Source organism: Burkholderia sp. WP9 (assembly GCF_900104795.1).
Taxonomy (GTDB): Bacteria; Pseudomonadota; Gammaproteobacteria; order Burkholderiales; family Burkholderiaceae; genus Paraburkholderia.
The window spans coordinates 381,630-395,390 of sequence record NZ_FNTG01000001.1 but is presented as its reverse complement, the minus strand read 5'-3'; the positions used below and the strand labels follow the sequence as shown (position 1 = coordinate 395,390).

General features: G+C 62.1%; 11 protein-coding genes. 3 read left to right on the top strand and 8 right to left on the bottom strand.

Annotated elements, in window-relative coordinates; translation table 11 throughout:
* Positions 1 to 27: 27 nt before the first annotated feature.
* The 5 genes from hydA to BLW71_RS01720 form a co-directional block, all read right to left on the bottom strand.
* Positions 28 to 1,479: a dihydropyrimidinase gene (hydA, locus tag BLW71_RS01740; RefSeq protein ID WP_091792767.1), complete on the bottom strand. Its 1,452-nt coding sequence runs from the start codon at positions 1,477 to 1,479 to the stop codon at positions 28 to 30.
* A 71-nt stretch (positions 1,480 to 1,550) separates the two neighbouring features.
* Positions 1,551 to 3,062 (bottom strand): NCS1 family nucleobase:cation symporter-1, encoded by a 1,512-nt coding sequence (locus BLW71_RS01735; RefSeq protein ID WP_091792766.1) that lies wholly within the window; start codon positions 3,060 to 3,062, stop codon positions 1,551 to 1,553.
* 111 nt (positions 3,063 to 3,173) lie between these two features.
* Positions 3,174 to 4,511, bottom strand: a complete 1,338-nt coding sequence (gene preA, locus BLW71_RS01730) for an NAD-dependent dihydropyrimidine dehydrogenase subunit PreA (RefSeq protein WP_091792765.1) — start codon at positions 4,509 to 4,511, stop codon at positions 3,174 to 3,176.
* 67 nt (positions 4,512 to 4,578) lie between these two features.
* Positions 4,579 to 5,928, bottom strand: a complete 1,350-nt coding sequence (locus BLW71_RS01725) for an NAD(P)-dependent oxidoreductase (protein WP_091792764.1) — start codon at positions 5,926 to 5,928, stop codon at positions 4,579 to 4,581.
* A 146-nt stretch (positions 5,929 to 6,074) separates the two neighbouring features.
* Positions 6,075 to 7,355, bottom strand: a complete 1,281-nt coding sequence (locus BLW71_RS01720; RefSeq protein ID WP_091792763.1) for a Zn-dependent hydrolase — start codon at positions 7,353 to 7,355, stop codon at positions 6,075 to 6,077.
* 302 nt (positions 7,356 to 7,657) lie between these two features.
* On the opposite strand from BLW71_RS01720, the gene BLW71_RS01715 reads away from it, so the two are divergent.
* From BLW71_RS01715 to BLW71_RS01705, 3 genes are all read left to right on the top strand, one after another.
* On the top strand, positions 7,658 to 8,407 hold the full coding sequence (locus BLW71_RS01715; RefSeq protein ID WP_177204947.1) for a TetR/AcrR family transcriptional regulator: 750 nt from the start codon (positions 7,658 to 7,660) through the stop codon (positions 8,405 to 8,407).
* An 83-nt stretch (positions 8,408 to 8,490) separates the two neighbouring features.
* On the top strand, positions 8,491 to 8,727 hold the full coding sequence (locus tag BLW71_RS01710) for a type II toxin-antitoxin system Phd/YefM family antitoxin (RefSeq protein WP_091792762.1): 237 nt from the start codon (positions 8,491 to 8,493) through the stop codon (positions 8,725 to 8,727).
* Complete coding sequence (locus BLW71_RS01705; RefSeq protein ID WP_091792761.1) at positions 8,724 to 9,119, top strand: type II toxin-antitoxin system VapC family toxin; 396 nt, start codon at positions 8,724 to 8,726, stop codon at positions 9,117 to 9,119. Before BLW71_RS01710 ends, BLW71_RS01705 begins: the two co-directional genes overlap by 4 nt.
* 52 nt (positions 9,120 to 9,171) lie before the next feature.
* On the opposite strand, the gene boxA is transcribed toward BLW71_RS01705, so the two are convergent.
* The 3 genes from boxA to boxC form a co-directional block, all read right to left on the bottom strand.
* A complete protein-coding gene (boxA, locus tag BLW71_RS01700) occupies positions 9,172 to 10,413 on the bottom strand; it encodes a benzoyl-CoA 2,3-epoxidase subunit BoxA (RefSeq protein WP_091792760.1) in 1,242 nt (413 codons plus the stop codon).
* A 53-nt stretch (positions 10,414 to 10,466) separates the two neighbouring features.
* The gene (boxB, locus tag BLW71_RS01695; RefSeq protein ID WP_091792759.1) at positions 10,467 to 11,894 is read right to left on the bottom strand and encodes a benzoyl-CoA 2,3-epoxidase subunit BoxB; all 1,428 of its coding nucleotides are present in this window, start codon (positions 11,892 to 11,894) and stop codon (positions 10,467 to 10,469) included.
* A gap of 165 nt (positions 11,895 to 12,059) precedes the next feature.
* A complete protein-coding gene (gene boxC, locus BLW71_RS01690) occupies positions 12,060 to 13,730 on the bottom strand; it encodes a 2,3-epoxybenzoyl-CoA dihydrolase (protein ID WP_091792758.1) in 1,671 nt (556 codons plus the stop codon).
* Positions 13,731 to 13,761 lie beyond the last annotated feature (31 nt).

The window sequence follows — 13,761 nt, the reverse complement described above, 5'->3', positions numbered from 1 at the left end:
GGCGCCGCCCGTGGGACTGCGAACCGCTTACCGCTCGACCGGATGCGGCTCCTTGCGCTTGTTGGCGACCCGGATCGCGTCGAAGTAAGCCCCGTTAGGCGGGCGCTTCAGATAACGGCCCGCACCGCGCACCGCGCGCAATTCGCCGTCGGTCCAGGCGAGCGCGCCTCGCGTGAGCGTGTGCATCGCCACGCCTTGCACCGTCATGCCTTCGAACACGTTGAAGTCGACTTTCTGATGATGCGTCTTCACCGAAATCGTTTTGCTCGCGTTCGGGTCCCACACCACCAGATCGGCATCCGCGCCGACCCGCACCGCGCCTTTGCGCGGATAGAGGTTGAAAATCTGCGCGGCGTTCGTCGACGTAATGCGCACGAACTCGTTCGGCGTGAGACGCCCGGAGTTCACGCCGTGATGCCAAAGCACCGCCATCCGGTCTTCCACGCCGCCGCAGCCGTTCGGGATCCTGGTGAAGTCCTCGCGCCCCATGGCCTTCTGCGACGCGCAGAACACGCAGTGATCGGTTGCCGTGGTGTGCAACTGGCCGGCTTGCAAACCGCGCCACAGCGCCTCGCGATGTTCGGCCGAGCGGAACGGCGGGCTCATCACATGGGCCGCCGCGCGGGTCCAGTCGGGATCGCGGTACACGGCCTCGTCGATCACCAGGTGGCCTGGCAACACTTCGCCGAATACGCGCAGACCTTCGCTGCGCGCGCGCGCGATTGCATCGACGGCGTCTTTCGCGGACACGTGCACGATATACACCGGCACGCCCAGCACCTGCGCGATCCGGATCGCGCGATTGGCCGCTTCGCCCTCCACTTCCGGCGGCCGCGATAGCGGATGCGCCTCCGGACCGGTAAAGCCTTTAGCGAGCAACTGACGCTGCAACTGGAACACCAGCTCACCGTTTTCCGCATGCACGGTGGGCAGCGCGCCGAGTTCGAGCGAACGTGAGAAGCTGTTCACCAGCACTTCGTCGTCGGCCATGATCGCGTTCTTGTAGGCCATGAAGTGCTTGAAGCTCGACACGCCGTGCTCCTCCACCAACGTGCCCATGTCGCGATAGACCGAATCGTCCCACCACGTCACCGCGACGTGAAAACCATAATCCGCCGACGCCTTCTCCGCCCAGCCGCGCCACTCCCTGAAGGCGTCCATTAACGGCTGCTTCGGGCTCGGAATCACGAAGTCGATGATGCTCGTCGTGCCACCCGACAAACCCGCCGCCGTGCCCGTGTAGAAATCGTCGCTCGCCGTGGTGCCCATGAACGGCAATTCCATATGCGTGTGCGGATCGATGCCGCCGGGCATCACATACTGCCCGCCCGCGTCGACGATCGTGGCGCCCGCCGGCGCCTCCAGGTCCGCGCCGATCTGCAGGATCGTGCCGCCGTCCTGCGGGTCCGCACACAACACGTCCGCACGATACGTGTTCTCCGCGTCGATAATCGTGCCGCCGCGAATCAGGGTCGTCATGTTGCCGCCTCCTTATGAACTGCTGGTTTCGGTGCTACGTACTTCGTTTCATCGATACCGGTGCGCGCGTCTCAGGCACTCGCCACACGCGCACTCGGTCCTTTGCTCAGCTTCATCCACGCGCTATATACGATCGACGCCAACGCCAGTCCGACAAACCACGCATACGTATAGAGCGTGTTGAAGATCGCCGGCACGTTCGGGAACGACGCCGGAAACGCGGTGTGCAAAAAGCCCGGCAGATTCGGCAGCACGCCGATCACGAGTGCGACCACCGCGCCGATATTCCAGCCGCCGGTATAGCTGTACTCGCCGTGTTCGTCGAACAGTTCACGCGTGTCGAGCCGCGTGCCGCGAATCAGGAAATAGTCGACCATCAGAATACCCGCCACCGGACCGAGCAGCGCCGAGTAGCCGACTAGCCACGTAAAGATATAACCCTGCGTGGTGGCGAGAATCTTCCACGGCATCATCACGATCGCGATGGTCGCGGTAATCATGCCGCCCACGCGATACGAAATGCCCTTGGGCCACAGGCTCGAAAAATCATAGGCCGGGCCGACCAGATTCGCCGCGAGATTGCAACACATGGTGTCGAGCGTGAGGATGATCAGGGCGACACCCACGCCGATGCCGGTCATGCGGCTCGTCAGGTCGATCGGATCCCAGATCGCCTTGCCGTAGATCACCACGGTGGCCGACGTGACCACTACCGAGATCACGGAGAGCAACGCCATCGGCACCGGCAAGCCGACTGACTGACCGATGATCTGATCACGCTGCGTTCTGGCAAAGCGCGTGAAGTCGGGGATATTCAGTGCGAGCGTGGCCCAGAACCCCACCATTGCCGTAAGGCCTGGCCAGAAGGTGGCCCAGAACATGCCTTCCTTCTTGCCGCCCGGCACGAATTGCGACGGCGCCGACAGCATCGAGCCGAGACCGCCGGCCTTCGAGGTCGCCCACCACACGAGCGCAATGCACATGACGATCTTGATCGGTGCGGACCAGCTTTCGAGCCAGCGGATCGAGTCGGTGCCATGCACGATGAAGTAGATCTGCAGCGCCCAGAACACGAGGAAACACGCGAGTTGCGCGAGCGAGATGTCGAGAAACGGCAAAGCCGCGCCGTGCAGCGCGTTGCCCGTGAGAATATTGAGCAGCGTGTAGATCGCGCTGCCGCCGAGCCAGGTCTGAATGCCGTACCAGCCGCACGCGACGATCGCGCGCAGCATTGCCGGCAATTTGGCGCCCTGGGTTCCGAACGAGGAGCGCACCAGCACCGCATACGGAATGCCGTGCTTCGCGCCCGCGTGGCCGATCAGCAGCATCGGCACCAGCACGATCAGGTTGCCGAGCAACACGGTCACCACGGCCTGCCACGGCGACATGCCTTCTTCCGTCAGGCCGGCCGCGAGCATGTAGGACGCGATGTTCATCACCATCCCCACCCACAGCGCGGCGAAGTGATACCACTTCCATGTGCGCTGTGCGACGCCGGTCGGCGCCAGATCGTCGTTGTATAGACTGCTGCCCTGCACGCCGGCCGCGAACTGCGGGTCGGCGGGTTGCGCTGTCTGCTTCATCTAAAGATCTCCACTCGATCGTTGAGGCCCGCGCGGCTTCTTGCGGCGCGTCGGGCCATGGGAATGACAGGTTCAGTACTAGCGCTGCGTTTTTTTCAACCCCATGCTGTTTCAGGCGGCTTTTGCCGCTGCGTGGGCATGGGCGTGCCCGGCGGTTTCGGCCGCGTCCGCTGTTGCCGCCTCTTGTGCGCCCACGCGCGCCGGGTTATTCGGATGCGTGGTCCAGTTCGCGTACTCGCCGTTGTCCACGCGCTCCATCGTGATGCACTGTTCGACCGGACACACATGCATGCACAGATTGCAGCCGACACATTCGGAGTCCATCACTTCAAAATGCCGGACGCCATCTTTTTCTTTCATGATCGCCTGGTGAGCCGTGTCTTCGCAGGCGATATGGCACAGGCCGCACTGAATGCACTTGTCCTGATCGATGCGCGCCTTGATGTCGTATCTGAGGTTCAGGTATTTCCAGTCGGTCACGTTCGGCACGGCGCGGCCGCGAATGTCGTCGAGCGTCGCGTAGCCTTTTTCGTCCATCCAGTTGGAGAGGCCGTCGGCGAGATCGGAAACGATACGGAATCCGTAGTGCATCGCCGCCGTGCAGACCTGCACGCTGCCCGCGCCGAGCACCATGAATTCGGCAGCGTCGCGCCATGAGGAGATTCCGCCAATGCCGGAAATCGGCAGGTTCGGCGTTTCCACGTCGCGTGCGATTTCCGCGACCATGTTCAGCGCGATCGGTTTCACTGCCGGGCCGCAGTAGCCGCCGTGGGTGCCCTTGCCGTCGACCATCGGCAGCGGCGACATCGCGTCGAGATCGACGGCGACAATCGAGTTGATCGTGTTGATCAGCGACACGCCGTCCGCGCCGCCTTTATAAGCCGCGCGCGAACCCAGACGAATGTCGCTGATATTCGGCGTGAGCTTGACGAGGCACGGCAGCTTCGTGCCCTCCTTGACCCAACGCGTGACCATCTCGACATATTCGGGCACCTGGCCGACCGCCGCGCCCATGCCGCGCTCGCTCATGCCATGCGGGCAGCCGAAATTCAATTCGACCGCATCGGCGCCGGTGTCCTCGACGAGCGGCAGGATCCACTTCCAGTCGCGCTCGTTGCACGGCACCATCAGCGAGACGATCATCGCGCGATCGGGCCAGTCGCGTTTGACTTGCGCGATTTCCTTCAGATTGACCTCGAGCGGACGGTCGGTAATCAGTTCGATATTGTTCAAACCCGCAATACGCTGGCCGTTCCATTGCACCGCGCCGTAACGCGAGCTCACGTTCACCACGTGCGGGTCGAGGCCGAGCGTTTTCCACACCACGCCGCCCCAGCCCGCCTCGAAGGCGCGGTTCACGTTGTAGGCTTTGTCGGTCGGCGGCGCGGAGGCGAGCCAGAAGGGATTCGGCGAGGTGATGCCGGCAATCGTACAGCGCAGATCGGCCATGTTCGGCTCCTTGGGGACTGCTGTTTTTTGTCTGGTATGACGCTTCGTTCAATTTGGCATGGTTCGTTCAGGCGGCCTTAACCGCTGTACGAGCGAACTGTGCGTCGATCGCGGCAGCGGCGATTTTGCCGTCCTGCACCGCCTGCACCGTGAGGTCGATGCCGCCGGTAGCCGCGCAATCGCCGCCGGCCCACACGCCCACGAGCGAGGTCTGGCCATTCGCATCGACCGCGATGCGGCTGCCGTCCAACGTCAGCAATTCCCGTTCGATGCCGACCGGCACCAGCGTTTGACCGATCGCCTTGAGCACCATGTCCGCTTCGACGACAAAGCGCTCCTCGCCACCATCATTCAACGTGCGTGCGAATTCGACACCCGTGACCACGCCGCCTTCGCCGATCAAACGCAACGGCGTGGCGTGCGTGACGAGCGTGACGCCGCTGGTCCGCGCGAAATCGCGCTCGGCCCACGTCGCGCTCATCGATTCGACGCCGCGCCGGTACACCATCGTCACCGAGGTTGCGCCGAGCTTGCGGCTTTGCACGGCCGCATCCACCGCCGTATTGCCGCCGCCGATCACGACGACCCGGCGGCCCACCGGCACCGTGCCAAGGTCGCTCGCGCTGCGCACCTGTTCGATGAAGTCCACCGCATTCATCACGCCACCAAGGTCCTCGCCTTCCATCGCAAGTGCCCGCACGCCGGTGAGACCGATCGCGAGGAACACAGCATCATGCTGCTTGCGCAGTGTGTCGAGGTCGACATCGCGCCCAAGCGCGACGCCGTGTCTGATCTCGATGCCGCCAACCGAGCACAGCCACTCCACCTCACGCTGCGCAAAATCGTCGACGGTCTTGTAGGCGGCAATGCCGTACTCGTTCAGACCACCGGCTTTCTCGTGAGCGTCGAAGATCGTCACGTTATGGCCGGCCAGTGCAAGACGGTGCGCACAGGCGAGTCCCGCCGGACCCGCGCCGACCACCGCAATGTGTCGGCCGGTTTCGGCTGCGCGCTTGAAGAGCGCTTCACCGCGCGCCATTGCCCAATCGGTGGCATGACGTTGCAGTGCGCCGATCGCCACCGGCTTCGCATCCTGATGGTTCCGCACGCAGGCGCCTTCGCAAAGAATCTCTGTCGGGCAGACACGTGAGCACATGCCGCCCAGCGGGTTGGCGGACAGAATGTCCACGGCCGCGCCCTTCAGATTGCCGTTGCTGATCTTGCGGATGAAACTGGGAATGTCGATCTGCGTCGGGCAGGCGTTCACGCACGGCGCGTCGTAACAGTAGTGGCAGCGGCTCGCCGCCGCGGCCGCGGCGCTCGCGTCGAGCAACGGTGCGATGTCGGAGAACTCGCACGAGAGCTGCTCGGGCGACAGGCGCTGAGCGGCAATGTCGCCGGTTTGCTTGATGGCCATACGCGTTCCTTCTTCGATGTGAGGACGTAGCCGGTCCCGCCGGCCGCGCGTCAGGCGCAACCGGGACGGCATGTTTTAATGGGCACTACGGTGAAGCGGGTCGAACGGGTGGTAAGGACCGCAACCGTTAAAGCGTTATGACATCGTCATGAAACCGGCTCGCATGCGCGCTCCAGCATGGCGTGCAGCAACACGTTGGCGCCGGCTTCGATCCATTCGAAGGTGGCGTCCTCGATCTCGTTGTGACTGATCCCGTCCACGCACGGCACGAACACCATCGAGGTCGGCGCGACTTGCGACAGATAACAGGCATCGTGTCCCGCACCGGACACCATATTGCGATGCGGATAACCGAAACGTTCCGCCGCGGCGCGCACGGACTTCACGCAGGCTTCGTCGAAAGCGACGGGCGCGTAATAAAAGATCTGCTCGAGTTCGGTTTCGAGCCCGATGCCGTTCGCGATGTCCGCCACGCCCTTGCGCAACGCGGCGTCCATTTTCGCGAGCACTGCATCGTCCGGATGACGGAAATCGACGGTGAAGAACACGCGGCCTGGAATCACGTTGCGCGAGTTCGGATAGACCTGCAGCATGCCGACCGTCGCGCAACCGAACGGCGCGTTGTCCAGACCGATGCGATTGACCAGATCGACCACGCGAGCGGCGCCGAGCAAGGCGTCGCGACGGCGCGGCATGGGCGTCGGACCCGCGTGCGCCTCCTGCCCCGTCAGCGTGATTTCGTACCAGCGCTGACCTTGCGCATCGGTCACCACGCCGATGGTTTTCTGTTCAGCTTCGAGAATCGGCCCTTGTTCGATATGCAGCTCAAAGGCGGCGTGCAGTGGCCGCCCACCGCACGGTACATCGCCCGCATAGCCGATGCGTTCGAGTTCCTCGCCAATGGTTTTGCCATCCACGTCCTTGCGCGACAGACCGTAGTCGAGCGTGAACACGCCGGCGAACACGCCCGATGCCACCATGGCCGGCGCGAAGCGCGAGCCTTCCTCGTTGGTCCAGATCACCACTTCGACCGGATGCTCCGTCTCGATACCATGATCGTTCAGACTCCGAATCACTTCGAGACCGCCCAGCACGCCATAGATGCCGTCGAAGCGCCCGCCCGTCGGCTGCGAGTCGGCGTGCGAGCCGGTCATGACCGGCAGCGCGGCGGGATTGCGCCCGGCTCGACGCATGAACACATTGCCCATCTGATCGACACTGACTGTGCAGCCGGCTTGCTTCGCCCAACTCACTATCAGGTCACGCCCTTCCTTGTCGAGGTCGGTGAGCGCGAGGCGACAGACGCCGCCTTTGGGTGTCGCGCCGATCTTCGCCATCGTCATCAGACTGTCCCACAACCGCTTGCCATCGACCTTGATCGAGGTGGTGGGCTCTGCGCCCTTCAGCGCTTCGGATACCGCGTTCATTCGTCTCGCTCCTTTCGGTGAACCGACGTAAAACTGGTGCATCGGCGGCGGATTTTGGGGCGCTGCCGCACGCGGGCGGTGCATACGCGATGGGTTCGATCGCCTCTTATAGAGAGGGCAAACCCTGGGGTATCGCCCGCTCTTCCAATCCTGTCCAGTTGGACAGGTTGTAGACGATTAAACTCGCCAAATCAACACCTTTCGTGCGGTGAGAAACATAGCGAGAAGCGTGCCATTGCATTGCAGCATGGGTTTGGGGCGGGTAGCGAATGCGCGTGTGAGCGCCGCGCCAAACGACTAGAATGAAGCGCGACGCGGCAAAGATGCCGCCGAAGGCGAACATGAGAGACGACGACGTGGCGGCCGACATCACGGAAAATGAAGAAACACGCGCGCCTTTGCGGCGGCGCAAGGCACACATTCGCGAATCGAATGAAGCGCATCTTCTCGCGTGCGCAGAGGCGGTTTTTGCGGAGCGCGGACTCGACGGCACGAGCACTGCGATGATCGCTGAACGTGCCGGCTTACCGAAAGCCAACTTGCACTACTACTTCCCGACCAAGCTCGCGCTCTACCGGCGCGTGCTGGAAGATCTGTTCGAAGACTGGTATCGCGCGGCCGACACGTTCGAATGCAGCGACGACCCGGTCGAGGCGATTGGCGGCTATGTTCGCGCGAAAATGGAATTGTCGCGCCGCCGCCCGCTCGGTTCCAAGGTGTGGGCGAGCGAGATCATTCATGGCGCGGAACACATGGAGGACATTCTCACGGAGCGTGTGAAGCCGTGGCTCGACAGCCGTGTGAAGGTGATCGACAACTGGATCGCGCGCGGGTTGCTTGCGCCGGTCAATGCGCAGACGTTGATGTACATGATCTGGGCGACGACCCAGCACTACGCCGACTTCGATGCCCAGATTCGGGCGCTCAAAGGTAAACGCGCGTTGACGCAGAAAGCGTTCGAGGCGACGACGGAGGAAGTCGTGCAGTTGGTGATTCGGGCATGCGGGGCGGTGTCGCCGGAGACGTCGGACTCGTCCGAGGGGCGCGCATAAAGAAACTTCTATTTCCGTCGCTATAGCTATGTCGCTTTCCATCTTATAATTATGACTATAGACATGTGACTATAGGTACAATTATGGCGGGAAATCTGGTGTCGAAATCCGAGTTCAAGGCTAAAGCACTCGAATTTTTCAGGCAGGTGGAAACAACGGGAGAAAGCGTGATAGTGACGGACCATGGCAAACCCGCAGTCGAAGTTCGTCCCTACCGAGGGGTCGAACGCAGCCCCCTCGAGGTACTGCGCGGCACGGTTTTGCATTACGACAACCCCACGGCACCTATTGGAGAGGACGATTGGGAGGCCGCGCAGTGATCGTTCTGGACACCCATACTCTGATCTGGTGGGCCACCGGCGATTCGACTTTAAGCAAGAAGGCAAGAACGGCAATCACGCACGAACTGGCTGACGGAGAAATCGCAGTCTCGGCGATCTCCGCATGGGAGATTGCCATGCTGGTAGAGACGGATAGGCTCGTGCTCTCCATGGATGTAAGCAGTTGGCTCGCCACGGTTTCCGCGATCGAAGCGGTACGCTTTGTGCCGGTCGATGTTGAAATTGCAACGAAGTCGGTCGATCTCCCCGGCGAGTTTCACAAGGATCCCGCCGACCGGATGATTGTCGCCACGGCGCGCAAGTTTGCGGTCCCCCTTATCACGAAAGACGAGAAAATCCGCGCCTACCCTCATGTCAAGACTATCTGGTGACCTATCGCAAGACCAGAAAGTCAGTGCCGCTTAGCGACCGGACAAAGTCCGGTCAGTAAGTCTCCAGATGCAACCGTCCCTCACGCTTGAGCTTCCCCCACAGCGCCTCCCAATCCAGCTGATGCTGCTCGCCGATCTCCTTGAGCGCCTGCAACACACCATCTTCCATGCCCTTCAATCCGCACACGTAGATATGCGTGTTGTCGTCCTTGAGCATCTGCGCCACATCCACCGCGCGCTCGCGCATGGCGTCCTGAACGTACCGCTTCGGCTGGCCCGGCGTGCGCGAAAACGCCAGATTGGTATCGATGAAATCCTTCGGCAGATTCGTGAGCGGCCCGAAGTACGGCAACTCTTCTTTAGTCCGCGCGCCGAAGAACAGCATCAGCTTGCCGGTCGCGCCCTTCAAGCGGCGCCGGCGGCGATACTCGGTCATCGCGCGCATCGGCGCTGAACCCGTACCCGTGCAGATCATCAGCAGATGCGAGTTCGGATGGTTCGGCATCAGGAAGGTGCCGCCGAACGGGCCGATCACGCTGACCACGTCACCCTTCTTCAGATCGCACAGGTAGTTCGAACACACGCCGTCGGTCGAATCGCCGTGCTGCTGCGAAACGCGTTTGACCGTCAGCGAAATGTTGTTATAACCGGGCCGCTCGCCATCACGCGGGCTCGCAATCGAATACTGGCGCGCGTGATGCGTGCGGCCATCGGCGCTCGCGCCGGGCGGCAGAATGCCGATCGACTGGCCTTCCAGCACCGGAAACGGCATCGAGCCGAAATCGAGCACGATGTGATGAATGTCGCTGTCGGTCGAACCATCGGTGAGCCGGTAATTGCCGACCACCGTCGCGGTAGTCGGCGCTTTGTGCGTGTAGAGATTCACATACGGCTTCGCGGCCGACCACGGCGGCACGACCGAACCGCGCACGGTGTCCACTTCGATGCCGCTCGCGTCCGCAGGCGTATCGCCGTATGCGCCCGCGCCCGGCGATTCGTCCGCAGCGGGCACGGCCATTGTGTTCTGTTCCGGCAGGACGTCCCATGTGAACTGCTCGTCGATCGGATAGGCGTCGGCCTTGAGCACCGTGCGCCAGTTGTCGATTGCGCCGGTCGGACACGGCGGCACGCAGGCCATGCAGCCGTTGCAGATCTCCGCCTTGACCACGTAGTTGTTGTCGTCGTGCGTGATCGCATCGACCGGGCAAGTCTCTTCGCACGTATTGCAGCGAATGCAGATTTCCGGATCGATCAGATGCTGCCTGAGAACTTCGATCGATACTGGGCCGTTCATGACTTCCTCCACCAGGATGTGCGGCGCAAGCGTGCTACGCGCCGCTCGCGCGTTCAGTTAAAGCGCACGTATTCGAAATCGACCGGCTGACGGTTCACACCCATTGCAGGCGGCGCAATCCAGTTGGCGAACTTGCCGGCTTCCGTGACGCGCCCCATCAACGACGCGACGTAGGCGCGATCTTCCGGCGTGGCGAGCCATTTCGCCTCGTTGGCGGCCCATTCGGCTTCGCTGACCACGCGGCCATCGGGCGACACACGCGTGCCCGCGAACGTGCCGATCTGACGATTAAACGCTTTATGCGGCACTGTCATGCGGAAATCGATGCCGGCTTTCTCGAGCACCTTATTCCAGCGCGCCACGCCCGCCACTGAATCCTTGATGTAGTCGTCGCGCAGCACTTCGTTCATGGCGTTGAGCATCGGCACTTCACGCTCGACCAGTTTGCCGTCCTGCACGTCGAGCAGCTTGTAGCTCTGGCCGTTCAATTGATGATCGTCGTCGCGCTTGTTTTCTTCGTAGCGGCCTTTCAGGCCTGAGCTATAGAACGTGGCCGCGTTGGACGAGTGATCGGCGCCGAACAGATCGATCGTGACCGAGTAGTGGAAGTTCAGATAGCGCTGAATGGTCGGCAGATCGATCACACCGGCCGCGCGAATCTTCGCGACGTCGTCCGTGCCCAGTTCGTTCATGACCTTGGCGGTGCGCTGGATCACCCGCGAGACACCCGATTCGCCCACAAACATGTGATGCGCTTCTTCGGTCAGCATGAACTTCGTGGTGCGCGCGAGCGGATCGAAGCCCGACTCGGCGAGAGCCGACAACTGGAATTTGCCGTCGCGATCGGTGAAGTACGTGAACATGAAAAACGCGAGCCAGTCCGGCGTTTTCTCATTGAACGCGCCGAGAATGCGCGGGTTGTCTTCGTCGCCGGAGCGGCGGCCGAGCAATGCTTCGGCTTCCTCACGTCCGTCGCGGCCGAAGTAACGGTGCAGCAGGTACACCATCGCCCACAGGTGGCGCCCTTCTTCCACGTTGACCTGGAAGAGGTTGCGCAAGTCGTACATGGAAGGCGCGGTCAAGCCGAGGTGGCGCTGCTGCTCGACCGACGCGGGTTCCGTATCGCCTTGCGTCACGATAATGCGCCGCAGATTCGCGCGATGTTCGCCCGGCACGTCCTGCCACGCTGCTTCGCCCTTGTGTTCGCCGAAGTGAATCTTGCGGTCCTGCTCGCCGGGCGTCAGGAAAATGCCCCAGCGGTAGTCGGGCATCTTCACATGATCGAAATGCGCCCAGCCACCCGCATCCACGCTCACTGCGGTGCGCAGATAGACGTCGTAGCCGTGCGAGCCTTCCGGACCCATGTCGCCCCACCACGCCAGAAAATTCGGCTGCCATTGTTCGAGCGCGCGCTGCAGCGCCCGGTCGTCGGCGAGGTTGACGTTGTTCGGAATCTTTTCGCTGTAGTTGATCGTTGACATGGTCGGTTCCTGGTTCGGAAACTTCAGTGACGATGAGAGGCGCGTATGGGAAAGTTGCCGGCTTCGATTGCGCTCGCCGCGTTGATGGCGTTCGATCGCGCATCAAGCACCTGACAAGGGCGCATCAACGCGTATCAACGCGCACCAAGCTGAATCAAGCGTGCATCAAACACGCGAGACGTCGAATTGCGCTTTGCTGCCCTTGCCGTACACCTTGAGCGCGCCCTTCTCGCCCACCGCGTTCGGCCGGTTGAAAATCCAGTTCTGCCACGCGGTGAGACGGCCGAAGATGCGCGTCTCCATCGTTTCCGGACCGTTAAAGCGCAGATTCGCTTCGAGCCCGGTCAATGCATCTGGTGACATGGCCGCGCGTTCTTCGAGCGCGATGCGGATTTCGTCGGCCCAATCGATGTCGTCGGGCGACGCCGTCACGAGACCGAGCCGTTCGGCTTCGACCGGCTTGATCGGTTGACCGATCAAGGAGCGCACGGCGTCGAGCGGCGCGGCTTCTTCATAGAAACGCCGGGCGAGACGCGATTGATGCGTAACCATCGGATAGAGGCCAAAGTTGACTTCCGAAAGTGTGATGGCCGGCTCTTCGTCCTCATTGGCCGGCAACGCCGCCATATAAGTGCGGTCGGCGGCGAAGGCGAGTTCCGCGAAAGTGCCGGCAAAGCACGAACCCGGCTCGATCAGCGTGAACAGCGAACGCGACGAGACGTCGATGCGAGCCAACGTGCGGCGCAACAGGCCGATCGTCTCGCGAACGAACCAGTGGTCCTTGTGCTGCATGAGCGAAGCGTCCGCGGCGAGCAGATTGCGCGCGTCGCCTTCGGTCCTGAATACCCACGTGCCGACCGCAAGCTCGTTGGTGCGCATGGACAGGATCGCGTCGTCGAGTTCACGGGCGAATTGCAGCGGCCACCAGTTCGCGCCGGCTGCGACAATGGCGTCGATATCCGACGGCGGTTCGGTTTGCGGAGCCCTGGCCGTGAACGTTGCAATACGTTTCGCGCGATCGATCGTCACATCGAGCGTTTTATACGTAAGGCCGTCTTCGCGATCCGTGCGCTCTATACGCGTGAGCATCACGCCTTGTGCGTCCGCGGGACGATCGCTCTGCGCGGCAAGTTCGAGCGCACGCGCCTGGATCGCCTGATCGAACTGGTTCGGCTTCACGACTTCATCCACGAGTCGCCACGCTTTCGCGCGTTCGCCGCGCACACCTTCGACCACCGTGCAGAAAATGTCGGCGCGATCGTGGCGCACGCGGCGCTTGTCCGTCACCCGCGTGAGGCCGCCGGTGCCCGGCAAAACGCCGAGCAGCGGCACTTCCGGCAACGACACTGAAGACGAGCGGTCATCCACCAGATAGATCTCGTCGCAGGCAAGCGCGAGTTCGTAGCCGCCACCCGCGCAGGCGCCGTTCACCGCCGCGAGAAACTTGAGACCGGAATAGCGCGAGGAATCTTCCAGACCATTGCGCGTTTCGTTGGTGAACTTGCAGAAGTTCACCTTCCACGCATGAGTGGAAAGACCCAGCATGAAGATGTTGGCGCCCGAGCAGAACACGCGATCCTTCAGACTCGTCAGCACCACGGTTTTCACTTCCGGATGCTCGAAACGGATGCGCTGTATTGCGTCGTGCAGTTCGATGTCGACGCCGAGGTCGTATGAATTCAGCTTGAGCTTGTAGCCGTCACGGATACCGCCGTCCTCGGCGATGTCGATGCCGAGCGTCGCGACCGGACCATTGAAGCTCAGCTTCCAATGCTTGTACTGCGAGGGATCGGTGCGGTAATCGACCGGCGCAACGGCGGTTTCTGCTGTGGACATGGGGCGTCTCCTGACTGGACGATGCAAATTT

Bases quoted from the DNA above. Each gene is read 5' to 3' on its own strand.
- hydA (WP_091792767.1), bottom strand. From the start codon at position 1,479: ATGACGACCCTGATTCGCGGCGGCACGATTATCGACGCGGAGAACACG.
- BLW71_RS01735 (WP_091792766.1), bottom strand. From the start codon at position 3,062: ATGAAGCAGACAGCGCAACCCGCCGACCCGCAGTTCGCGGCCGGCGTG.
- preA (WP_091792765.1), bottom strand. From the start codon at position 4,511: ATGGCCGATCTGCGCTGTACGATTGCCGGCATCACCTCGCCGAATCCC.
- BLW71_RS01725 (WP_091792764.1), bottom strand. From the start codon at position 5,928: ATGGCCATCAAGCAAACCGGCGACATTGCCGCTCAGCGCCTGTCGCCC.
- BLW71_RS01720 (WP_091792763.1), bottom strand. From the start codon at position 7,355: ATGAACGCGGTATCCGAAGCGCTGAAGGGCGCAGAGCCCACCACCTCG.
- BLW71_RS01715 (WP_177204947.1), top strand. From the start codon at position 7,658: ATGAAGCGCGACGCGGCAAAGATGCCGCCGAAGGCGAACATGAGAGAC.
- BLW71_RS01710 (WP_091792762.1), top strand. From the start codon at position 8,491: ATGGCGGGAAATCTGGTGTCGAAATCCGAGTTCAAGGCTAAAGCACTC.
- boxA (WP_091792760.1), bottom strand. From the start codon at position 10,413: ATGAACGGCCCAGTATCGATCGAAGTTCTCAGGCAGCATCTGATCGAT.
- boxB (WP_091792759.1), bottom strand. From the start codon at position 11,894: ATGTCAACGATCAACTACAGCGAAAAGATTCCGAACAACGTCAACCTC.
- boxC (WP_091792758.1), bottom strand. From the start codon at position 13,730: ATGTCCACAGCAGAAACCGCCGTTGCGCCGGTCGATTACCGCACCGAT.